25 protein-coding genes and 1 other annotated feature are annotated in these 20,325 nt (G+C 42.6%); of the genes, 17 read left to right on the top strand and 8 right to left on the bottom strand.

Annotation, left to right across the window (positions count from 1 at the left end; genetic code table 11):
- The first annotated feature begins 126 nt into the window (after window positions 1–126).
- The 17 genes from ABLA76_RS15105 to arnF all read left to right on the top strand — a co-directional run bounded on the left by ABLA76_RS15105 (window position 127) and on the right by arnF (window position 17,651).
- The gene (locus tag ABLA76_RS15105; RefSeq protein ID WP_348988547.1) at window positions 127–609 is read left to right on the top strand and encodes a hypothetical protein; all 483 of its coding nucleotides are present in this window, start codon (window positions 127–129) and stop codon (window positions 607–609) included.
- Window positions 610–955: 346 nt separating this feature from the next.
- Window positions 956–2,884 carry a threonine--tRNA ligase gene (gene thrS / locus ABLA76_RS15100; protein ID WP_348988546.1) on the top strand — a complete coding sequence of 643 codons (1,929 nt, stop codon included), beginning with the start codon at window positions 956–958 and terminating at the stop codon, window positions 2,882–2,884.
- 3 nt (window positions 2,885–2,887) lie between these two features.
- Window positions 2,888–3,427: a translation initiation factor IF-3 gene (gene infC / locus ABLA76_RS15095; RefSeq protein WP_072059829.1), complete on the top strand. Its 540-nt coding sequence runs from the start codon at window positions 2,888–2,890 to the stop codon at window positions 3,425–3,427.
- A gap of 94 nt (window positions 3,428–3,521) precedes the next feature.
- A complete protein-coding gene (rpmI, locus tag ABLA76_RS15090; protein ID WP_006118955.1) occupies window positions 3,522–3,719 on the top strand; it encodes a 50S ribosomal protein L35 in 198 nt (65 codons plus the stop codon).
- Between the two features lie 44 nt (window positions 3,720–3,763).
- Window positions 3,764–4,120, top strand: a complete 357-nt coding sequence (rplT, locus tag ABLA76_RS15085; RefSeq protein WP_010847342.1) for a 50S ribosomal protein L20 — start codon at window positions 3,764–3,766, stop codon at window positions 4,118–4,120.
- Window positions 4,121–4,251: 131 nt separating this feature from the next.
- Window positions 4,252–4,374: a sequence feature (Phe leader region), on the top strand.
- 81 nt (window positions 4,375–4,455) lie between these two features.
- The gene (pheS, locus tag ABLA76_RS15080) at window positions 4,456–5,439 is read left to right on the top strand and encodes a phenylalanine--tRNA ligase subunit alpha (protein ID WP_348988545.1); all 984 of its coding nucleotides are present in this window, start codon (window positions 4,456–4,458) and stop codon (window positions 5,437–5,439) included.
- Window positions 5,440–5,453: 14 nt separating this feature from the next.
- Window positions 5,454–7,841: a phenylalanine--tRNA ligase subunit beta gene (pheT, locus tag ABLA76_RS15075; protein ID WP_348988544.1), complete on the top strand. Its 2,388-nt coding sequence runs from the start codon at window positions 5,454–5,456 to the stop codon at window positions 7,839–7,841.
- A 4-nt stretch (window positions 7,842–7,845) separates the two neighbouring features.
- Window positions 7,846–8,142: an integration host factor subunit alpha gene (gene ihfA / locus ABLA76_RS15070; protein WP_010847339.1), complete on the top strand. Its 297-nt coding sequence runs from the start codon at window positions 7,846–7,848 to the stop codon at window positions 8,140–8,142.
- A 96-nt stretch (window positions 8,143–8,238) separates the two neighbouring features.
- Window positions 8,239–9,234 carry a vitamin B12 ABC transporter permease BtuC gene (gene btuC, locus ABLA76_RS15065; protein ID WP_083446793.1) on the top strand — a complete coding sequence of 332 codons (996 nt, stop codon included), beginning with the start codon at window positions 8,239–8,241 and terminating at the stop codon, window positions 9,232–9,234.
- 51 nt (window positions 9,235–9,285) lie between these two features.
- Window positions 9,286–10,053: a vitamin B12 ABC transporter ATP-binding protein BtuD gene (gene btuD, locus ABLA76_RS15060; protein WP_348988543.1), complete on the top strand. Its 768-nt coding sequence runs from the start codon at window positions 9,286–9,288 to the stop codon at window positions 10,051–10,053.
- 156 nt (window positions 10,054–10,209) lie between these two features.
- Window positions 10,210–11,355 (top strand): UDP-4-amino-4-deoxy-L-arabinose aminotransferase, encoded by a 1,146-nt coding sequence (arnB, locus tag ABLA76_RS15055; RefSeq protein ID WP_348988542.1) that lies wholly within the window; start codon window positions 10,210–10,212, stop codon window positions 11,353–11,355.
- The gene (gene arnC / locus ABLA76_RS15050) at window positions 11,356–12,333 is read left to right on the top strand and encodes an undecaprenyl-phosphate 4-deoxy-4-formamido-L-arabinose transferase (protein ID WP_047771728.1); all 978 of its coding nucleotides are present in this window, start codon (window positions 11,356–11,358) and stop codon (window positions 12,331–12,333) included.
- Window positions 12,333–14,318 carry a bifunctional UDP-4-amino-4-deoxy-L-arabinose formyltransferase/UDP-glucuronic acid oxidase ArnA gene (arnA, locus tag ABLA76_RS15045; RefSeq protein WP_348988541.1) on the top strand — a complete coding sequence of 662 codons (1,986 nt, stop codon included), beginning with the start codon at window positions 12,333–12,335 and terminating at the stop codon, window positions 14,316–14,318. The genes arnC and arnA overlap by 1 nt, the downstream gene beginning before the upstream one ends.
- Window positions 14,319–14,360: 42 nt before the next feature.
- Window positions 14,361–15,266 (top strand): 4-deoxy-4-formamido-L-arabinose-phosphoundecaprenol deformylase, encoded by a 906-nt coding sequence (gene arnD / locus ABLA76_RS15040; RefSeq protein WP_348988540.1) that lies wholly within the window; start codon window positions 14,361–14,363, stop codon window positions 15,264–15,266.
- A complete protein-coding gene (gene arnT / locus ABLA76_RS15035; RefSeq protein ID WP_348988539.1) occupies window positions 15,260–16,921 on the top strand; it encodes a lipid IV(A) 4-amino-4-deoxy-L-arabinosyltransferase in 1,662 nt (553 codons plus the stop codon). The genes arnD and arnT overlap by 7 nt, the downstream gene beginning before the upstream one ends.
- Window positions 16,918–17,268: a 4-amino-4-deoxy-L-arabinose-phosphoundecaprenol flippase subunit ArnE gene (arnE, locus tag ABLA76_RS15030; protein WP_348988538.1), complete on the top strand. Its 351-nt coding sequence runs from the start codon at window positions 16,918–16,920 to the stop codon at window positions 17,266–17,268. Before arnT ends, arnE begins: the two co-directional genes overlap by 4 nt.
- Entirely contained in the window at window positions 17,265–17,651 is a 387-nt protein-coding gene (gene arnF / locus ABLA76_RS15025; RefSeq protein ID WP_285810507.1) for a 4-amino-4-deoxy-L-arabinose-phosphoundecaprenol flippase subunit ArnF, read from the top strand. The genes arnE and arnF overlap by 4 nt, the downstream gene beginning before the upstream one ends.
- Before the next feature lie 204 nt (window positions 17,652–17,855).
- On the opposite strand, the gene ABLA76_RS15020 is transcribed toward arnF, so the two are convergent.
- From ABLA76_RS15020 to ABLA76_RS14985, 8 genes are all read right to left on the bottom strand, one after another.
- Window positions 17,856–18,125: a pyocin activator PrtN family protein gene (locus tag ABLA76_RS15020; protein ID WP_348988549.1), complete on the bottom strand. Its 270-nt coding sequence runs from the start codon at window positions 18,123–18,125 to the stop codon at window positions 17,856–17,858.
- A gap of 105 nt (window positions 18,126–18,230) precedes the next feature.
- Window positions 18,231–18,548 (bottom strand): hypothetical protein, encoded by a 318-nt coding sequence (locus tag ABLA76_RS15015; protein WP_348988537.1) that lies wholly within the window; start codon window positions 18,546–18,548, stop codon window positions 18,231–18,233.
- A 145-nt stretch (window positions 18,549–18,693) separates the two neighbouring features.
- Window positions 18,694–18,879 carry a hypothetical protein gene (locus ABLA76_RS15010; protein ID WP_348988536.1) on the bottom strand — a complete coding sequence of 62 codons (186 nt, stop codon included), beginning with the start codon at window positions 18,877–18,879 and terminating at the stop codon, window positions 18,694–18,696.
- Window positions 18,876–19,412: a phage N-6-adenine-methyltransferase gene (locus ABLA76_RS15005; protein ID WP_348988535.1), complete on the bottom strand. Its 537-nt coding sequence runs from the start codon at window positions 19,410–19,412 to the stop codon at window positions 18,876–18,878. The genes ABLA76_RS15010 and ABLA76_RS15005 overlap by 4 nt, the downstream gene beginning before the upstream one ends.
- A complete protein-coding gene (locus ABLA76_RS15000) occupies window positions 19,405–19,602 on the bottom strand; it encodes a hypothetical protein (RefSeq protein WP_348988534.1) in 198 nt (65 codons plus the stop codon). Before ABLA76_RS15000 ends, ABLA76_RS15005 begins: the two co-directional genes overlap by 8 nt.
- A 9-nt stretch (window positions 19,603–19,611) precedes the next feature.
- Window positions 19,612–20,034 (bottom strand): hypothetical protein, encoded by a 423-nt coding sequence (locus tag ABLA76_RS14995; protein ID WP_348988533.1) that lies wholly within the window; start codon window positions 20,032–20,034, stop codon window positions 19,612–19,614.
- A complete protein-coding gene (locus ABLA76_RS14990; RefSeq protein WP_160300184.1) occupies window positions 20,024–20,191 on the bottom strand; it encodes a hypothetical protein in 168 nt (55 codons plus the stop codon). Before ABLA76_RS14990 ends, ABLA76_RS14995 begins: the two co-directional genes overlap by 11 nt.
- The coding region (locus tag ABLA76_RS14985) for a zinc-finger-containing protein (RefSeq protein WP_348988548.1) at window positions 20,184–20,325 on the bottom strand (142 nt) is incomplete at its 5' end. The genes ABLA76_RS14985 and ABLA76_RS14990, both read right to left, overlap by 8 nt.

Below are 20,325 nucleotides of genomic sequence, written 5' to 3'. Positions count from 1 at the left end.
TTCGAAAATCTAGACTGTAACCCATTTCACTTTATGCCTTGTCATTTTGGATTTGGATATTATGACATATTAGTATGATTTTGCTATACATATATAGGTAATGAGCTAACTTCACCTGATGATAGTGTGAAAAGAACATATAATATGCCTGTGGTTTTCTCAAGTTTTGCTGATATAAAGCAAGATCCTAAACTTGAACATTCTGACGATGAAGAAAAACCAAACCATGAGAATATTACTCAAAGAGATGTATCTAATTATGCTGTCAGTGGGTGTCAATTATATGTAAAATTTTTGTGTACTAATGATGAAAATGATCCCTCTTATCCTCTTTGGGGTGAAAAAATATATTTAAGAATGTATATTAGTTCAGCAAATCAGAATTTTAATAAGATATTTTCAGTTGTTGCTCCTCATGCTCCAGATAAACCAGGAGGGAAATTGTCGACGGTCATCATTAAAATTGATTCACCAGAGCTTAATGATGTGAAGGGATATGTGACTGGAGGGGCAGGAAAGATTTACTTTGAATATTATATCATTGATCCAGTTACTCATGAAAAGATACATAGTAATTATTGGAGAAATAAAATCATGACAAGTGATTAATACCGACAATTATATTAGGCTGTCTCTATGTTAGTAATATTTGATACAATATATAGAAACAGCCATTTTACCTATTATTGTCATTTTACATTTCCGTTAAGTTGTGTACGTGCATGGAAATCGTTTAAATATATTCTCACAGAGCTATTTTAACACCTACTCTGTGTGCTAGTATATCGGCCGAGTTAGGCAAATGTACCGGATACATTTTGAAAATGTGACCTTAAATCTGTACACATCTTGCGGAGTGAAGCAAGGATTTGTTTCTAACGTACTAATTAATATGAATTTGATATAATGCAAGTGATCTTTCGTGTGGGTCACCACTGTATATTAAGGATTTTAAATGCCTGTAATTACTCTTCCTGACGGTAGTCAACGTCAATTTGAGCATGCTGTTTCCGTAATGGATGTGGCTCGTGATATCGGTGCTGGTTTGGCAAAAGCGTGTATTGCTGGCCGTGTTAATGGTGAATTGGTTGATGCGTGTGAATTAATTGAGACCGATGCCAATCTTGCCATTATCACCAGCAAGAATGAAGAAGGTTTGGAAATTATCCGTCATTCATGCGCACATTTGTTGGGCCATGCAATTAAGCAGTTGTGGCCTGATACGAAAATGGCTATCGGTCCTGTTATTGATAATGGTTTCTACTATGACGTCGATTTAGATCGCGCTTTGACACAGGAAGATATCGAGCTGCTTGAAAAACGTATGCTGGAACTTGCCGTAAAAGATTACGATGTCATCAAAAAAAGAGTTGGCTGGCAAGAAGCGCGTGACACATTTGCAGCTCGCAGTGAAGAGTATAAAATCCAGATTTTGGACGAAAATATTAGTCGTGATGATCGTCCTGGTCTGTATCACCATGAAGAATACGTTGATATGTGCCGTGGGCCGCATGTTCCTAACATGCGTTTTTGCCATCACTTTAAACTGCAAAAAGTTGCAGGAGCATACTGGCGCGGTAACAGTGACAACAAAATGTTGCAGCGTATTTATGGTACTGCATGGGCGGATAAGAAACAGCTTAATGCCTATTTACAGCGTTTGGAAGAAGCAGCAAAACGCGATCACCGTAAAATTGGTAAGCAGCTTGACCTGTATCATATGCAGGAAGAAGCACCAGGCATGGCATTTTGGCATAATGATGGCTGGACAATTTTCCGTGAATTAGAAACTTTCGTCCGCACAAAGCTCAAAGATTACCAATACCAGGAAGTAAAAGGCCCATTTATGATGGACCGTATCCTGTGGGAAAAAACCGGGCACTGGGAAAATTATAAAGAAAACATGTTCACTACTTCATCGGAAAACCGCGAATATTGCGTAAAACCGATGAATTGCCCAGGCCATGTTCAGATTTTCAACCAAGGGTTGAAATCTTATCGTGACTTGCCGTTGCGGATGGCTGAGTTTGGTAGCTGTCATCGTAACGAACCCTCTGGCGCTTTACATGGTTTGATGCGTGTACGCGGTTTTACGCAAGATGATGCGCATATTTTCTGTACTGAAGATCAGATCCTTCAAGAAGTCAGTAGCTGTATCAAAATGATTTATGATGTGTACGGCACATTTGGCTTTGAGAAGATTGTTGTTAAATTATCAACACGCCCGGAAAAACGGATTGGTACGGAAAAACAGTGGGATGAAGCAGAAGCGGATCTTGCTGAAGCATTAATCCAAAATGGTATTGAATTTGAATACCAGCCGGGTGAAGGGGCATTTTATGGCCCTAAAATTGAATTTACTCTCTATGATTGTTTGGATCGTGCGTGGCAATGTGGTACTGTGCAACTCGATTTTTCACTGCCAGCACGCCTGAGTGCGTCATATGTAGGTGAAAATAATGAACGCAAGGTTCCTGTGATGATTCACCGTGCGGTTCTGGGATCACTGGAACGGTTTATTGGTATCCTGACAGAAGAGTATGCTGGGTTTTTCCCAACATGGTTGGCACCTCAGCAGGTCGTCGTTATGAATATTACTGATGGCCAGTCAGATTATGTACAGGAATTGGTTAAAAAACTTCAAGATGCAGGCATTCGTGCAAAAGCAGACTTGAGAAACGAGAAGATTGGTTTTAAAATCCGTGAACACACTCTGCGTCGTGTGCCTTACATGTTTGTTTGTGGTGACAAAGAAGTCGAATCAGGAAAAGCATCCGTTCGTACTCGCCGCGGCAAAGATTTAGGTAGCATTGAAATCAGTGAGTTTACAGAAAAACTGCTGACAGAAATACGCAGTCGTAATCTTCACCAATTGGAGGTATAAGGTATTAAAGGCGGAAAAAGAATTCAACCGGCGCGCCCAAATCGCATTAATGAAGAGATTCGCGCGTCTGAAGTTCGTTTAACTGGATTAGATGGCGAACAGATTGGTATTGTCAGTCTGAGGGAAGCTCTCGAAAAAGCTGAGGAAGCTGGTGTTGATTTAGTTGAAATCAGCCCAAATGCCGAACCGCCGGTTTGTCGTATTATGGATTACGGCAAGTTCCTCTATGAAAAGAGTAAGTCAGTCAAAGAACAGAAAAAGAAACAAAAAGTTATTCAGGTCAAGGAAATTAAATTCCGTCCTGGTACAGATGAAGGCGACTATCAGGTCAAACTACGCAACCTGATTCGTTTTCTGGAAGATGGCGATAAAGCCAAAATCACCCTGCGTTTCCGTGGGCGTGAAATGGCGCACCAACAGATTGGTATTGAGATGCTTAACCGTATCCGTGACGATCTGAATGAACTGGCTGTGGTCGAATCCTTCCCAACGAAGGTTGAAGGCCGCCAGATGATCATGGTGCTCGCTCCTAAGAAGAAATAGTCAGGCAAACAAGTAATGGACTCCAGTTAATTATGGCTGGAGTCCATTCGCCTTACTAGTTCGTTGTAATTAACAATGCGAAGTGGAAATTAAAATGCCAAAGATTAAAACAGTACGCGGCGCAGCTAAACGCTTCAAAAAAACTGCAAGTGGCGGTTTCAAGCGTAAGCACGCTAACCTTCGTCATATTCTGACTAAAAAATCAACCAAGCGTAAGCGTCATTTACGTCCAAAAGGCATGGTCTCCAAAGGTGATCTGGGCCTGGTTGTTGCTTGTCTGCCATACGCATAAGCAGATTTTTTTAGATTAGAACTCAGAGACGATAGGAGAAGTATATGGCTCGCGTAAAACGTGGTGTTATTGCCCGTGCACGTCACAAGAAAATTTTGAAACAAGCGAAAGGTTACTACGGTGCTCGTTCGCGCGTTTATCGTGTTGCTTTCCAGGCTGTTATCAAAGCTGGTCAGTACGCTTACCGTGACCGCCGTCAGCGTAAACGTCAATTCCGTCAACTGTGGATTGCACGTATCAACGCTGCTGCACGTCAGAACGGCATGTCTTACAGCCGTTTCATCAATGGCCTGAAAAAGGCTTCGATTGAAATCGACCGTAAGATCTTGGCTGACATCGCTGTATTCGACAAAGTAGCATTCGCTGCTTTGGTTGAAAAAGCGAAGGGCGCTCTGGCATAAGTCAGGTTAAAAGAGGGAGCTTGCTCCCTCTTTTACTTTTCTCCAAGAGATTAGATAATATCTGCGATCAGAGAGTATTGTGGTTAAGATTGCGATTAGTGAGTGCAAGAAGGTACAGGAGAAAGAACACAAATGATAAAGTTAGCCTTTTTTCGTTTCTTTTTTTACTTTAGCACCTGAAAGCAGGGGGCTTCGCGCGTAAGAAAAGAAACGAAAAATAGCGCTTGAGCCTCCAGTGTGGAGGCTTTTTTATTTTTATGGCCTCATTAATTGATAACATGAGGACATAGTCGATAACAACTAAAGGGCCATCAGGCCAAAGGAAGAGGAAAACGATGTCACATCTTACTGAGCTGGTTGCAAAGGCAAAAACAGCCGTGGAAGAAGCCCAGGATGTTGCCGCGTTGGATTTGGTGCGAGTTGAATACCTGGGAAAAAAAGGCCATTTAACCCTCCAGATGTCATCACTGCGTGACTTACCAGCCGAGGAACGTCCAGCGGCAGGGGCTGTTATTAATCAGGCGAAACAAGAAGTTCAAGAAGCTTTGAATGTGCGTAAAGCAAAGCTGGAAGCTGATATTCTGAATGCGCGTTTGTCAGCAGAAAAAATTGATGTTTCATTGCCTGGTCGTCGTATGGAAAATGGTGGCTTGCACCCTGTTACCCGCACGATTGAACGTATTGAAACTTTCTTTGGCGAGTTGGGTTTTTCTGTTGAATCAGGCCCGGAAATCGAAGATGACTATCATAACTTTGATGCTCTGAATATTCCTGCACACCATCCTGCGCGTGCTGATCACGATACTTTCTGGTTTGATGCGACGCGTTTGCTACGTACTCAGACTTCTGGGGTACAGATCCGTACCATGAAAGAGCGTCAGCCACCCATCCGCATTATTGCGCCAGGACGTGTATACCGTAATGATTACGATCAGACACATACCCCGATGTTTCATCAGATAGAAGGGCTGATCGTTGATAAAAATATCAGTTTTACCAACCTGAAAGGTACATTGCATGACTTTTTGAATAACTTCTTTGAAGAGGATATGCAGATACGTTTCCGTCCTTCTTATTTTCCATTTACAGAACCTTCCGCAGAAGTTGATGTGATGGGAAAAAATGGGAAATGGTTAGAGGTTTTGGGTTGCGGTATGGTGCATCCTAACGTATTACGCAATGTGGGTATTGATCCTGAAATCTATTCTGGTTTTGCCTTTGGCATGGGAATGGAGCGTCTGACCATGCTGCGTTATGGTGTTACAGATTTGCGTGCATTCTTCGAAAATGATTTACGTTTCCTCAAACAATTTAAATAAGGCGGGTATATCTCATGAAATTCAGTGAACTCTGGTTACGCGAGTGGGCAAACCCAGCCATTAATAGTGAAGCATTGTCTGATCAAATCACCATGGCGGGTTTGGAAGTTGATGGTGTTGAAAAAGTGGCAGGTCAATTCCACGGTGTATTTGTTGGTGAAGTTGTTGAGTGTGGACAACATCCAAATGCAGATAAGTTACGTGTCACAAAAGTTAATGTCGGTGGTGAACGTCTGTTAGACATTGTCTGTGGCGCACCGAATTGTCGTCAAGGGCTGCGTGTTGCTGTTGCGACAGTGGGGGCTGTGCTGCCCGGTGATTTCAAAATTAAGCCGGCGAAATTGCGGGGCGAGCCGTCAGAAGGCATGCTGTGTTCATTTGCTGAACTCGGTATTGCTGATGATCAGGATGGCATTATTGAACTGCCAGCAGAAGCTCCGATAGGTGTTGATCTGCGTGATTACATGAAATTGGACGATAATGCGATTGAAATCAGCATTACACCAAACCGTGCTGACTGCCTGAGTATCATGGGAGTTGCCCGTGACGTTGCGGTTATCAATAAATTGCCCATGACAGAGCCGAAAATCGAAGCGGTTAAACCCACTACAGATGCAACATTCCCTATTCGTGTTGATGCGCCTGAAGCTTGTCCACGCTATTTGGGGCGTGTGATCAAGAATGTGAACATCAAGGCGATCACCCCATTGTGGATGTGCGAAAAGCTGCGTCGTGGTGGTGTTCGTTCCATTGATCCGGTTGTTGATATCACCAACTATGTTTTGCTCGAATTGGGCCAACCATTACACGCGTTCGATTTGGAACGTTTGCATGGTTCAATTATCGTTCGCTTTGCTGAACAAGGTGAAAAACTTACTCTGCTAGATGGTAATGAAGTAGAGCTTTCTGCTGAAACACTAGTTATTTCTGATGAAAAACAACCGGTTGCTATGGCAGGGATTTTCGGCGGGGAATATTCTGGTGTTAATGCAGAAACACAGCATATTATGCTAGAATGTGCATTCTTCGCACCACTGGCAATTACTGGCCGTGCTCGCCGTTATGGTTTGCATACTGATGCTTCCCACCGTTTTGAACGTGGTGTTGATCCACAGCTCCAGCATAAAGCGATGGAATATGCCACCCAGTTATTGATCGACATCTGTGGTGGAGAAGCTGGGGAAGTCGTTGATGTTACTAGCGAATCTCACTTACCAAAACCAGCAACGATTACGCTTAATCGCCATAAATTGGATCGCTTGATTGGTCATCATGTTGCTGATGAACAAGTAACCGATATCCTGACGCGTTTAGGTTGCAAGGTCACTGTCCAGAATGGAAGCTGGCAAGCGGTTGCCCCTGGCTGGCGTTTTGATATGCAAATCGAGGAAGATCTTGTTGAAGAGGTCGCCCGTATTTACGGTTATAACAACATTCCTGACGTTCCAGTGCGTGCAGATCTGATTATGACTTCACATCGTGAAGCTGATTTGCCATTGAAACGGGTTAAAACCATGCTGGTGGACAGAGGTTATCAAGAAGCGATTACTTATAGTTTCGTTGATCCTAAGATTCAGAAACATCTTCACCCGCAGGAAGAAGCGTTAATTTTGCCTAATCCAATTTCGGCAGATATGTCTGCAATGCGTCTGTCCTTGTTGACAGGATTACTGACAACTGTCGCCTATAATCAGAACCGTCAGCAAAACCGTGTCCGCTTATTCGAAACAGGGTTGCGTTTTGTGCCGGATGAAAATGCGGAACATGGCATCCGTCAGGAATTAATGCTTGGTGGTGTTATTGCGGGAAACCGTTTCGAAGAGCACTGGTCGATTGAAAAACAATCAGTTGATTTCTTTGATTTGAAGGGTGATTTAGAATCTGTTTTAGAACTGACAGGTAAACTATCTGGTATTTCCTTTAAGGCAGAAGAACATCCTGCTTTACATCCCGGACAAAGCGCTGGGATTTATCTGGAAAATAATTACATTGGCTATATCGGTGTTGTTCATCCAGAACTGGAGCGTAAACTTGACTTAAACGGCCGTACCGTGGTATTCGAGTTATTATGGACTGGTCTGGTAGACCGCGTGATCCCTGAGATAAAGGAAGTTTCTCGCTTCCCATCTAACCGTCGCGATATCGCCATTGTTGTGCCTGAAAATGTAGCCGCAGAAGATGTTCTGGCTGAATGTAAGAAAGTTGGCGTAAATCATATAGTTGGCATAAACTTATTTGACGTGTATTGTGGTAAAGGTGTCGCGGAAGGTTACAAGAGCCTTGCTATTAGCTTAATCTTGCAGGATACCATGCGTACACTGGAAGAAGAAGAAATTGCTGCGACCGTCAACACATGCGTTGCTGCACTAGAACAGCGATTCCAAGCATCCTTGAGGGACTGAACTTATGGCGCTTACTAAAGCTGAAATGTCAGAAAATCTGTTTGAGAAACTGGGTATTAGCAAGCGTGACGCTAAAGATCTGGTAGAAATATTCTTTGAAGAAGTTCGTCGTTCTTTGGAGAATGGGGAGCAAGTGAAATTATCTGGATTTGGCAACTTTGATTTGCGAGACAAAAATCAACGTCCAGGCCGTAATCCAAAAACAGGTGAAGATATTCCGATTACGGCTCGCCGTGTTGTCACTTTTCGCCCTGGTCAAAAACTGAAAAACAGAGTGGAAAAAGCGTTACCCAAAGAATAAATACATAAAAAGGCCGCATCTTGCGGTCTTTTTCTTATCTTCTCTATTTCATTGTACCCAATGAAAAGCGTACTTATTTTCTAAATGGTCTCACAAATGCGCTCTGTTTATGAGTTGATCACCTATCAGAGAAAACGTAACCATCGAGTGATGGCGGTTTTGTCTGTTCTATTCGTTATTCTGTTTATCTTGTCATTATGTGCCGGTGAAATCTGGTTTTGGCCTGATCAATGGTTATCGGAGCCTGCCCGGTTATTTATTTGGCAGTTGAGATTGCCCAGGGCGATTGCCGTTATGGTAGTTGGTGCAAGTTTAGCCCTGTCAGGAGCAATTATGCAGGCTCTGTTCGAAAACCCGTTAGCGGAGCCGGGATTGCTTGGGATCAGTAATGGTGCCGGTGTTGTCGTAGTAGGTTTAATACTGATCTTTCATGGTATTGCCCCATTGTGGTTATTAAGTGTTGGTGCAGTATTTGGGGCATTTTTCATGACCGCTATTTTGCTGGGATTTTCCAGAAAACATCAAGTGACCAATACCCGTCTGTTATTGATTGGGGTTGCTTTTGGGGTGGTCTTTGGTGCGTTGATGACATGGATGGTTTATTTCAGTACAAGTCTGGATCTCCGGCAATTGATGTATTGGATGATGGGAAGTTTCAGCGGTGTTGATTGGCGTCAAAAATGGCTGATTGTTGCATTGCTTCCTGCCATCTTATGGTTAAGCAGCAAAGGTAACATTTTGAATTACCTCTCTCTTGGGGAGTTACAGGCCCGGCAACTAGGGATTTCCCATCATCAATGGCGTAACGTATTTGTATCGGTCATTGGATTATTAGTTGGTTTGAGTGTTGCCCTTGCGGGAGCAATCAGTTTTATCGGTTTGGTTATTCCCCATATATTGAGATTGATTGGTTTGACCGATCATAAGGCATTACTTCCGGCCAGTGTATTGGCGGGAGGCAGTGGTTTACTGCTGGCAGATTTAATTTCCCGTCTGTCATTATCCCACGCAGAAGTGCCGATAGGCGTTGTCACCGTAACGTTAGGCTCCCCCATTTTTATATGGCTGTTATTAAGAACACGTCACTATTAAGACATACCAAACTAACCTGCTAATGCAAGATAAGGAGATGAGGGTAACAACATGATCGGTCAGCCGATTTTGGAATTGGATGATGTTACTGTCAACAACAGATTGAGTTCATTGTCTGAGTCTGTTACGGCGGGGCAACAGATTCATTTGGTGGGGCTTAATGGTTCAGGAAAAAGTACGCTGCTTGCAGCAATTGCGGGAGTTTTATCCTATAGCGGCACTATTTGTTTGCATGGCCGAAACTTGCAGGATTACCGCCAGCACGAATTGGCAAAGCGTCGGGCCTGGTGCTCTCAATCTTCTTCTGTTCCTATCATGCCGGTTTTTCAGTATTTAGATATGTTCCGCCCTGAGTGTGCACCATTGGCTCAAAGTGAACATGTGTTGTGTGCACTTTGCCAGCAAATGAAGCTTCTGCCATTGCTGACTTCATCAATTGGTCAACTCTCAGGTGGAGAGTGGCAGCGTGTCAGATTGGCGGGCACGTTTTTTCAGATATGGCCGGATCTGAATCCCGATGGGAGCTTACTCTTACTTGACGAGCCGACAAATAATCTTGATATCACCCAACAAGCCGTTTTAGATGAGTTAATAAAAAAATTCTGTGCATTGGGGGGAACGGTATTATTGAGTAGTCATGATCTTAACCACACGTATGAACAGGCAACAGAGGTATGGCTGCTCTCGCATGGAAAATTGTTAGTATCGGGTATACCAGAGAATGTAATGACAGAACGAAATTTATCAGAAGTTTTTGAGGCAAATATTGGACATATCAGAAATGCCAGCTATAAATTATGGAGGGTTAACCACGTATAATTTCTGTCAGTGAAATCCACCATAATCACTGCCTGCTATCTGTTTTTGATGCCTGGTTGACCACAATTTGCTTTTTGTTTATGTTTCGTTCAAAAATCATCTCCTAGAATCGATTGATTATAAAACAATTTGGGATAGACAAGGCACAAGGCGGTTATGGATAATTTTTTGCCATTTTCTCGTCCTGCAATTGGCGGCGAAGAGATAGAAGCGATAGAGAAAGTTTTACACTCAGGTTGGATTACTACAGGCCCACAAAACCATCAGTTAGAGCAAGATTTTTCTCTCATGTTTGGCTGCAAACATGCAATTGCTCTGTGTTCCGCGACGGCGGGAATGCATTTGGCTTTGCTGGCTCTCGGCATAGGCCCAGGTGATGAAGTCATTACGCCTTCCCAAACTTGGGTTTCCACTATCAATATGATTTGTTTGCTGGGCGCTGAACCTGTCATGGTTGATGTTGACCGTGATACATTAATGGTCAGCGCAGAAACCATCAAAAAAGCGATTACCCCCAAAACCAAAGCAATTATTCCCGTTCATTATGCCGGAGCGCCTTGTGACCTTGACGCTCTCCGCGCTGTAGCTCAAAAAGCGAACATTCCCCTGATTGAAGATGCAGCCCATGCTGTCGGCACCCGTTATAAAAATGAATGGGTCGGAGAGCGGGGTACTGCAATCTTTTCTTTCCATGCGATTAAAAACATGACCTGCGCCGAAGGCGGCATGTTGGTCACAGATGATGATGAACTTGCCCAACGGATCCGTTGCTTAAAATTTCATGGTTTAGCTGTTGACGCTTTTGACAGACAAATTCAGGGTAGGAAACCTCAAGCGGAAGTGATTGAGCCGGGTTTTAAATACAACCTATCGGATATTCATGCAGCGATGGCAGTTGTGCAACTAGGCAAACTGACATCAATGAATGCACGTCGTCGGGAGTTGGTGGCTCGCTATTTTGCCGCTCTTATCAACTCACCATTACAAATGCTGAAAGTTCCCGAATATGCGCATTTGCATTCTCATCATCTTTTTATGGTACGTGTTGACAAAGATCTCTGTGGCATTGACCGCGATACTTTTATGGCACGACTAAAGGATAGAAATATTGGCACAGGTTTGCATTTCAGAGCCGCGCATACACAAAAATATTATCGTGAGCGTTATCCACAACTCTCCCTGCCTGTATCTGAGTGGAATTCATCAACACTGTGTTCATTACCTCTTTTTCCAGATATGAGCAATGACGATGTAGATCGTGTCGTGAATGTGATAACTGAAATTCTTTCGGAGCATAAGTAAGTGACATTTGAGAAGATCAAAAAAGTTTCAGTCGTTATTCCTGTTTATAACGAAGAAGAAAGTTTACCCCAGTTATTGGAAAGAACGCTCGCAGCGTGCCAAAAATTAGAACAGAAATACGAATTAATCCTGGTCGATGATGGTAGCCATGATAGTTCTGTCGAGATCTTAACTCAGACGGCTGAATCTCCAGAAAATCATGTGATTGCGATTTTGCTTAACCGTAATTATGGGCAACATTCAGCCATTATGGCCGGTTTCCATCAAGCTGACGGCGATCTGATTATTACACTTGATGCTGATTTGCAAAACCCGCCAGAAGAAATTCCTCGTTTAGTTAAAACGGCGGAAGAGGGATATGACGTCGTGGGTACACGTCGTCTTCATCGGCAGGACTCTTGGTTCCGTAAAACCGCTTCTAAAATAATCAATGCGATGATAACTAAGGCGACGGGGCGTTCAATGGGAGATTATGGTTGCATGTTACGCGCCTATCGACGTCATATTGTACAAGCAATGCTTCAATGCCATGAACGCAGCACATTTATTCCCATCCTTGCTAACACCTTTGCCCGCAGAACAATAGAAATTGACGTCGCCCATGCAGAGCGTGAGTTTGGGGATTCTAAGTACAATTTTATGAAACTGATAAACCTGATGTATGACCTTCTGACGTGCTTAACCACTGCACCATTGCGGCTACTGAGTGTCGCGGGAAGTATCATTGCCATAACAGGTTTCTTGTTGGCGGTATTATTGATTGTTCTACGCCTTATATTTGGCTCAATGTGGGCTGCTGAAGGGGTGTTTACCCTGTTTGCTATTCTTTTCATGTTCCTTGGAGCACAGTTCGTCGCCATGGGACTGTTGGGTGAATACATTGGTCGAATATATAACGATGTTCGTGCTCGCCCGCGCTATTTTATTCAAAAAGTGGTCGGAGTTAAGAAGACTAACGACAATCAGGAAGAAAGCTAATGAAAGCAGTTATTTTTGCCTATCACGATATTGGTTGTGTCGGACTTAATGCATTAGTTAAAGCGGGTTTTGATGTTCAGGCCGTATTCACTCACACTGATAATCCAAATGAAAATCACTTTTTCTCTTCTGTTGCCCGTATCGGTGCTGATTTGGATTTACCCGTGTTTGCGCCAGAAAATGTGAATCACCCACTTTGGGTTGAACGCATTCGAGAGATGCAACCAGATGTTATTTTCTCTTTTTACTATCGCAACATGCTTAACCAGGAAATTCTGTCACTGGCTGAAAAAGGGGCATTTAACCTTCATGGCTCCTTGTTACCGAAATATCGTGGCCGTGCTCCCGTTAACTGGGTAGTACTCAATGGAGAGACCGAAACCGGTGTAACATTACATAAAATGCTGGAGAAGCCAGATGCGGGAGATATTGTCGCGCAACAGGCTGTACAGATTGCTGAAAATGATACTTCCTTGATAATTCATGGAAAAATACGTGAAGCGGCCGTTGAATTATTGGATAGTATTCTGCCTCAAATAAAATCCGGTCATTATCCATCAATTCCACAGGATGAAAGCCAGGCTACTTATTTTGGCCGTCGCACCGCTGAAGATGGTGAAATAGTATGGAATAAGTCTGCCCAAGAGATCAATAACTTAGTTAGGGCAGTAACAGAACCCTATCCGGGGGCATTTACTTTTCTCGGTGAACGTAAGATGACGATTTGGCGTTCACGACCGCTTAATCAGTCCCACGGAAAACGCCCAGGAACCGTAATCTCGACTGATCCCTTTGTGATTGCTTGTGGTGAAGGTACGCTGGAAATTATTAGCGGGCAAGGAGAGTCAGGGCTTTATGTTCAGGGTAATCGATTAGCTCTTGAAATGGGCGTTGTGGCTGGGGTTTATGTTGGCCCTAAAGCAACAGCTCAAATCAGTCGTCGTAAGCGCGTACTCATTTTAGGCGTCAATGGGTTCATTGGTAATCATCTGACTGAACGCTTGTTGAGTGATGGCAATTATGACATTTACGGGATGGATATTGGCTCTTCGGCGATTGAGCGATTTATTGGTAATCCTCGCTTTCACTTTATTGAAGGTGATATCAGCATTCATACTGAATGGATTGAATATCACATCAAAAAATGTGATGTCATCCTGCCATTAGTGGCAATCGCAACGCCGATTGAATATACCCGTAATCCGTTGCGAGTCTTTGAACTGGATTTTGAAGAGAACCTTAAAATTGTTCGGTATTGTGTTAAATACAATAAACGGATTATTTTCCCATCCACATCCGAAGTTTATGGTATGTGTGATGATAAAGAATTTGATGAAGATACTTCGCGCCTGATTGTTGGGCCTATTAATAAACAGCGTTGGATCTATTCAGTTTCAAAACAACTACTTGATCGAGTTATTTGGGCATATGGCACACAACAGGGCCTGAAATTTACTTTATTCCGTCCATTTAACTGGATGGGACCAAGACTGGATAACTTAAATTCAGCGCGCATTGGTAGTTCAAGAGCGATTACCCAATTGATTTTGAACCTGGTGGAAGGCTCGCCGATTAAACTGGTGGATGGGGGAGAACAAAAACGCTGTTTCACTGATATCCATGATGGTATCGAAGCCCTGTTTAGGATCATTGAAAACCGTGGTGGGCTATGTGATAGCCAAATAATCAATATCGGTAATCCAATAAATGAAGCGAGCATTCGCCAGTTGGCTGAAATGTTATTAGACAGCTTCGAACAACATGATTTGCGAGGCCACTTTCCCCCATTTGCAGGGTTTAAGAAGATCGAAAGCAGCAGCTATTATGGACGAGGCTATCAGGATGTCGCGCACCGTAAACCCAGTATTAAAAATGCAGAGCGTCTGTTAGGTTGGAAACCCACTATTGATATGCAGCAAACCATTGATGAAACATTGGATTTCTTTCTGCGTGGAGCAGTTGAAGAATCCAAAGGGAAACACTAAAAAGTCAATTGGAAAACAGAGGAAGAGAGCGGGAATAACAGAATGAAAAAAGTGGGTTTGAGAATTGATGTGGACACTTATCAAGGCACTAAGGAAGGTGTACCACGGTTGCTTGAAATTTTACAAAAGCACCATATTCAAGCCAGCTTTTTCTTCAGTGTTGGCCCGGACAATATGGGGCGTCATTTATGGCGCCTGTTGCGTCCGAAGTTTCTCTGGAAGATGCTGAGATCAAATGCGGTGTCTCTTTATGGCCTGGATATTTTATTGGCGGGTACAGCCTGGCCGGGGAAAAAAATCGCAAAAGATTTAGGGCATTTGATGAAGCAAACAATGGATGCAGGCCATGAAGTTGGTTTACATGCATGGGATCATCAAGGTTGGCAGGCAAAAGCAGGGCGTTGGTCGGAGAATGAATTAACAGAACAAGTGAAGTTAGGTGTTGAGGCGTTGGAAAAGGCAACAGGAAAAGCCGTGACATGTTCAGCTGTCGCGGGTTGGCGAGCCGATGAACGAGTGCTGGCTGTTAAACAATATTTTGGCTTTAATTACAACAGTGATTGCCGTGGAACACACCCATTCAGGCCACTTTTGCCCGATGGCAACTTGGGAACCGTACAAATTCCTGTCACATTACCTACCTATGATGAAGTTGTTGGAACACAAGTCAGCGATGCAGATTTTAATCACTTTATCCTTGACGCGATTAAAAATGATCATGGGGTTCCTGTTTATACGATCCATACCGAAGTTGAAGGGATGTCGAAATCTTCACAATTTGAGACATTGCTGGACATGCTTCATCAACGCGATATTCAGTTCTGTAAATTAAGCCATCTGTTACCAGAAAATAGGGATACACTCCCTGTTGGAAAAATTGTTCGTTCGGATTTTCCTGGTCGTGAAGGTTGGTTAGGTTGCCAACAAGAGGTAAACATAAGATGTTGAACACCCGAACGAGTAAAACAGGAGCCGTTCTGATGGCTCTTTTTTTTATTCTTACTTACTTATTGCCTCTGGATAGTCGTTTATTATGGCAGCCGGATGAAACGCGGTATGCTGAAATTAGCCGGGAAATGCTACAACGTGGGGATTGGATCGTACCTTACTTCTTGGATATCCGCTATTTTGAAAAACCAGTAGCAGGCTATTGGATCAACAATATTAGCCAGTGGATTTTTGGTGACAATAATTTTGCTGTCCGTTTTGGTTCCGTGCTTAGTATCCTAATCAGCGTATTGCTTCTTTATCGTTTGGCAATGATGATGTGGCAATGCCGCCAGACTGCTTTCGTTTCCGGCCTGATTTACATTTCCATGTTTATTGTTTTTTCCATTGGCACCTACAGTGTCCTTGATCCTATGTTTTCTTTATGGATTACAGCGGGGATCGTGAGCTGCTATTGGGCGCTTAAGGCGGTGGCTATCCGAGAACGAATTTTGGCATGGTCTGTTCTGGGGTTGACCTGTGGGATGGCTTTTATGACAAAAGGATTTCTGGCATTGGCGTTACCTGTGATTGCCATACTACCCATTACGATATACCAAAGACGCTTTTGGGAAATGGTTCGTTTCGGTCCTCTTGCCGTGATTTTTGCTGTTTTAATCAGCTTGCCGTGGGTGATTGCGATTGCCGTGCGTGAGCCGGATTACTGGCATTATTTCTTTTGGGTAGAGCATATACAGCGTTTTGCTTCTGAGAAAGCTCAACATATTGCCCCTGTTTGGTATTACTTGCCTGTATTGATCTTAGGCGTGATCCCGTGGCTAGGGTTACTACCAGGCGCTTTAATCAAAAGCTGGAAGGAGAAAAAAAGTCACCCAGAAATGTTTTTTTTGTTTTGCTGGTTTGTTGTTCCATTTTTATTTTTCAGCATCGCAAAAGGGAAACTACCCACTTACGTTTTACCCTTTATCGGTCCTTTAGCTTTGATGATGGCAAAATATGCTGTCGATTGTGTCAAAAATGGCAACATGAAGATTGTGAAAATAAATGGATTGGTAAATGTCTTCATTGGATTGCTTGCCATTTTGGTGCTTTTTATTCTGGAAACCTTAAAAAATTCCCCACTTTATCAACCCGACGAATGGCTAAAATGGATTATAGGAATTATTGCCTTTGGTGTTTGGAGTGGGATTGGTTATTTTTGTTTTATTTGCGATGGTAAATATTGGCTATGGGCTGCTGCTTGTTCAGTTATGCTCAACTTATCGATAGGTAGTGCTTTGCCTGATAAAACGATAAATTCGAAACTTCCCCAGCATTTCATTCAGCAAAACGAAAAAGAGTTGTCTGACAGTAAATATATTTTGACTCAATCTGTTGGCGTGGGAGCAGCCATTGCGTGGGAATTGAAACGTAGTGATATTTATATGTTTGATCGTCCTGGGGAATTAGAATATGGCCTTGCTTACCCTGATAGCCAATATCGATATATCACGGAGCAAGAATTTCCTGCGTGGCTAGTGAAAGCACGTAAAAAAGGTCAAGTCGCTATTGTTTTTCTATTACCCTCAGCAGGTGAATTGTCTGAATTACCGGAGCCAGATTTTGTGCGTCGAAATCATAGATTTGTGCTCGTGATTTATAAGAAACAGCCATGAGTAGCAAAATAATATTATTAATTTTGGTTAGTCTGCTTACTTGTGCGGGGCAATTATGCCAGAAGCAGGCGGTTATTTATTGGCAGAAAAAAGATACCCCGTATAACGTGCTATCGATGGCGATATGGCTGTCCACTGCTATTCTTCTGTTGGGAATAGGGATGATATTTTGGTTGCGATTATTACAATTTTTTCCACTGAGCATTGCTTACCCTATGCTTAGTATAAATTTTGTCATAGTGACTTTAATTGGGCAGTTCCTGTATCAGGAAAAGGTGGGGTTAAAGCACTGGATGGGGGTTTTTGCCATTATGTTCGGGATCTTATTGATGAGTTTGAGTCAATGAAAGGTTATCTGTGGGGGATGGCGAGTGTCTTGCTGATCACTGTAGCGCAATTGTTATTGAAGTGGGGAGTTGCTCATCTGCCGGAACTTTCGTTATCAATGCATTGGCTGGATATCAACTGGCTTTGGGCAAATCACAATCCTTTGTTGATGATGACGGCCGGATTGGCGGGTTATATACTCTCCATGTTATGTTGGTTTTTCACATTAAAATATCTGCCATTGAATAAAGCGTACCCTATTATTAGCTTGAGTTATGCCTTTGTTTATTTAATGGTGGTTTTATTACCTTGGTTTAGTGAAACTACCTCACTGTTAAAAACGTTGGGAGTTTTTTTCATCTTATTGGGCGTTTGGTTAATCAGCAGACCGGAAACAAAATAGATAAAGTTTGTCGTTTCTACGTGGCGATTGAGGAAAAGTGATGACTGAGGGAAAGCGGATGATAATAAAAGTAAGGTATTTATGCCTGATATTGAGTTTCTTTCTTATAGATTATAGTGCATTTTAAATCAAATAGTTATGACTTATTGGGGTTCTATAGGGGTGCTGTGATAGCGACCCCATATTAGTTTTGACGTCTTTTTGTTAGTTTGCTTGCCTTTTAAAATGAATCCTCTCAATTTCTTTTGCAGCCAGCTCCCTTTGTTCGTCAATGTATGCAGCCAGATCATTCACATGAACGATTCTCGGTGATTTTTGACTGTCAGTTAATTTGTATGTAGGAATATTCAGCTTTCCTTCATTTGCTTTGCGTTCCGCAGTTCCGGGACTCATTTTGAGGTATCTTTCTGCTATGGCCGACAAAGGAATTTGCGAAGTTTCAAATTCCGCCATTAACAAGAACGCCGTGTTCATCTTCATTTCTCAACTCCTTTCCGGTATCCTGCATGCCAGATTGCATCGGTGATATCAGCCGGATCGCCCCATACTGAGGCGATGATTTGTGTGAGATGGAGTGAGTTATTGGTCATTTTCTTCCTCTATAAGCACAGTGATTAGATTGACTTTTATCCCCTGTGATTTCAGATAAGTTTCGCAATGAGAAATGCCCCTGTTATATTCAATCCCTAATTCATCATAGTCATCGCAATCAAGGAAATGAGGTAGCTCAACCGGAGTATTGCCTCTTCCTTTCCAGCCTTCCCAGGTAAAGCATAATTCATCACTGTCACTGATATAGTATTGGTATTCTTCCTGAAAGAAGGCTTTTTCTAACTCTTCCTTGCCCCATGAATAAGTTTCTGTTAACCATTTTTCAAATTGTTCTCTACTGCTCATTTTTGCTTCTTCTTCGCTACTGGAGCAGGAACACCATCCATATAGCACCAGTGTGTGACTTCATCGCATTCGTGTTTGGGTAGCTTTCTAAGCTCTTTCAGGCATTCCCTCGCCACCGTCCTCCTTGCGTTCTCGAATTCGCTAGTCATGGGTTAATACGGCAGGAAATATTACCTTTATGCGATTCCCTTATTACTCCTGAGCGTTCATTGTTAATGGTAAAGAACACGGATTCATTTACTTTCCTATCTTTTTGCTTCACGAAATCTGCTACTAATCCAAATACCATATCAATGTCTTTCTTGTTCGGTACTTCGATTGTTACTTTCATGCTATTTTCCTCAATTGTTCATTGCCGACATTAATCAAATAATCTCGATCAACGGTTGTTATTATTCTGCGTGGGTTAGTTAATGGTCGCCAAATTAGCAATAAACTACCTTTGTTATTTCCATTCACTGGTTTTTGTGTTTCTGCGTTAACAAATGAAATCCGTCCACCCGTTATTAATCTGACCTCATCGACAGTTTCCATTGCTAATTTAAACCAGCCTACAGATGTGTCAGAGGGAACTAGCATCACAACTGGCTGTAACTGTTTCTGACATTCGATAGCGGCTTTCTCTACCCATTTTGGAATATTGCTATAGGGTGGATTACAGAATATTGCACCGTAACTCTCCCAATTACACACCAGTGCATTATCTCGTTCCGTGAGATAATGGGCACACAGGGTATTTTGAGCGTTGGCGGCGGCATCTAAATAAAATCCGAATTCTAAATCGAGTGCCAGAAATAACGGGAGTGGAGTTTGCCAGAGGTCGCGCAGTTCTTTTGAGGTATTACTGCCTCCGTAGTCACTCATCCCTCATTTTCCTCCTATCCCGCTCATAATCCTCCCCGCACTCTTTGCTACAGAATGCACCGTGTATTGCTGGCTCCGTCTCACACCATCGGCACATACCGTTGATGCTGGTTAATGCTGGTGGGCGGTTCTGGAGTGCATGAGATAACCTCAGCTCATTTAATTCATTCGCTGCATCGATAATATCCATGATGGTTCTCTATTTGTTGCGGTGAGGATATAGGTTTACTGCGAATACGCTTTTCCCATCACCTATATCATGAATGCTTTTATAAACCTCGCCATCAGCTAAATTATATATAGCCACAGGCTTCATATTTTCATATTCAGCGAGTTTATCGCCTAACCTGCCATTACATGGCCTAAGTTCAAACGAACGATATAAAAATTCACGGCCTAATTTGGTTAATTTATTCCTTTCTGTAATTAATCCCATTTTAATTAATATTGATTTCGTGGTTCCGCCATTACTATATCCCGCCATGGTTTTTAAACATCCTTGTTCAATTATAGCTCGATAATTTTCGTGCCCGTAATTAGTTCCTTTAAAATGTTCAGTAATATATTCATCGGTGATATTGCTAACTGATTCACGCGCCAACTCAATCACATCATTGTTCATTATTATCACCTCCCAGCCAATTTAAAAATATCTGCATACTATTTTCATCTATTACACGCTGCCCGTTATCCAATGTATGAACTGTTATCTGAATATTGTCGATGTTAATAGTTCCACTATTTATAACGGTGGGTAGTTGTTCATTTTGATTATTCATTACTATCACCTAAACTCCTGCATATATTCTCTGCCCGTTCACACATATCAGTGTCGAACCAGCCGAAGTGACATTCGTTGAAACTGATTTCCAGTTGACTTGCTAACCATCTGTACGCATCCGTGCGCTCTAAA

Origin of the sequence: Xenorhabdus sp. SGI240, from assembly GCF_040081915.1 — a bacterium.
GTDB lineage: Bacteria > Pseudomonadota > Gammaproteobacteria > Enterobacterales > Enterobacteriaceae > Xenorhabdus > Xenorhabdus bakwenae.
This window is presented reverse-complemented; position numbering and strand designations above follow the sequence as displayed.

Coding starts and splice junctions, on each gene's coding strand:
- thrS (WP_348988546.1), top strand. CDS start 956: ATGCCTGTAATTACTCTTCCTGACGGTAGTCAACGTCAATTTGAGCAT.
- rpmI (WP_006118955.1), top strand. CDS start 3,522: ATGCCAAAGATTAAAACAGTACGCGGCGCAGCTAAACGCTTCAAAAAA.
- rplT (WP_010847342.1), top strand. CDS start 3,764: ATGGCTCGCGTAAAACGTGGTGTTATTGCCCGTGCACGTCACAAGAAA.
- pheS (WP_348988545.1), top strand. CDS start 4,456: ATGTCACATCTTACTGAGCTGGTTGCAAAGGCAAAAACAGCCGTGGAA.
- pheT (WP_348988544.1), top strand. CDS start 5,454: ATGAAATTCAGTGAACTCTGGTTACGCGAGTGGGCAAACCCAGCCATT.
- ihfA (WP_010847339.1), top strand. CDS start 7,846: ATGGCGCTTACTAAAGCTGAAATGTCAGAAAATCTGTTTGAGAAACTG.
- btuC (WP_083446793.1), top strand. CDS start 8,239: ATGCGCTCTGTTTATGAGTTGATCACCTATCAGAGAAAACGTAACCAT.
- btuD (WP_348988543.1), top strand. CDS start 9,286: ATGATCGGTCAGCCGATTTTGGAATTGGATGATGTTACTGTCAACAAC.
- arnB (WP_348988542.1), top strand. CDS start 10,210: ATGGATAATTTTTTGCCATTTTCTCGTCCTGCAATTGGCGGCGAAGAG.
- arnA (WP_348988541.1), top strand. CDS start 12,333: ATGAAAGCAGTTATTTTTGCCTATCACGATATTGGTTGTGTCGGACTT.
- arnD (WP_348988540.1), top strand. CDS start 14,361: ATGAAAAAAGTGGGTTTGAGAATTGATGTGGACACTTATCAAGGCACT.
- arnT (WP_348988539.1), top strand. CDS start 15,260: ATGTTGAACACCCGAACGAGTAAAACAGGAGCCGTTCTGATGGCTCTT.
- arnE (WP_348988538.1), top strand. CDS start 16,918: ATGAGTAGCAAAATAATATTATTAATTTTGGTTAGTCTGCTTACTTGT.
- arnF (WP_285810507.1), top strand. CDS start 17,265: ATGAAAGGTTATCTGTGGGGGATGGCGAGTGTCTTGCTGATCACTGTA.
- ABLA76_RS15020 (WP_348988549.1), bottom strand. CDS start 18,125: ATGAACACGGCGTTCTTGTTAATGGCGGAATTTGAAACTTCGCAAATT.
- ABLA76_RS15015 (WP_348988537.1), bottom strand. CDS start 18,548: ATGAGCAGTAGAGAACAATTTGAAAAATGGTTAACAGAAACTTATTCA.
- ABLA76_RS15010 (WP_348988536.1), bottom strand. CDS start 18,879: ATGAAAGTAACAATCGAAGTACCGAACAAGAAAGACATTGATATGGTA.
- ABLA76_RS15005 (WP_348988535.1), bottom strand. CDS start 19,412: ATGAGTGACTACGGAGGCAGTAATACCTCAAAAGAACTGCGCGACCTC.
- ABLA76_RS15000 (WP_348988534.1), bottom strand. CDS start 19,602: ATGGATATTATCGATGCAGCGAATGAATTAAATGAGCTGAGGTTATCT.
- ABLA76_RS14995 (WP_348988533.1), bottom strand. CDS start 20,034: ATGAACAATGATGTGATTGAGTTGGCGCGTGAATCAGTTAGCAATATC.
- ABLA76_RS14990 (WP_160300184.1), bottom strand. CDS start 20,191: ATGAATAATCAAAATGAACAACTACCCACCGTTATAAATAGTGGAACT.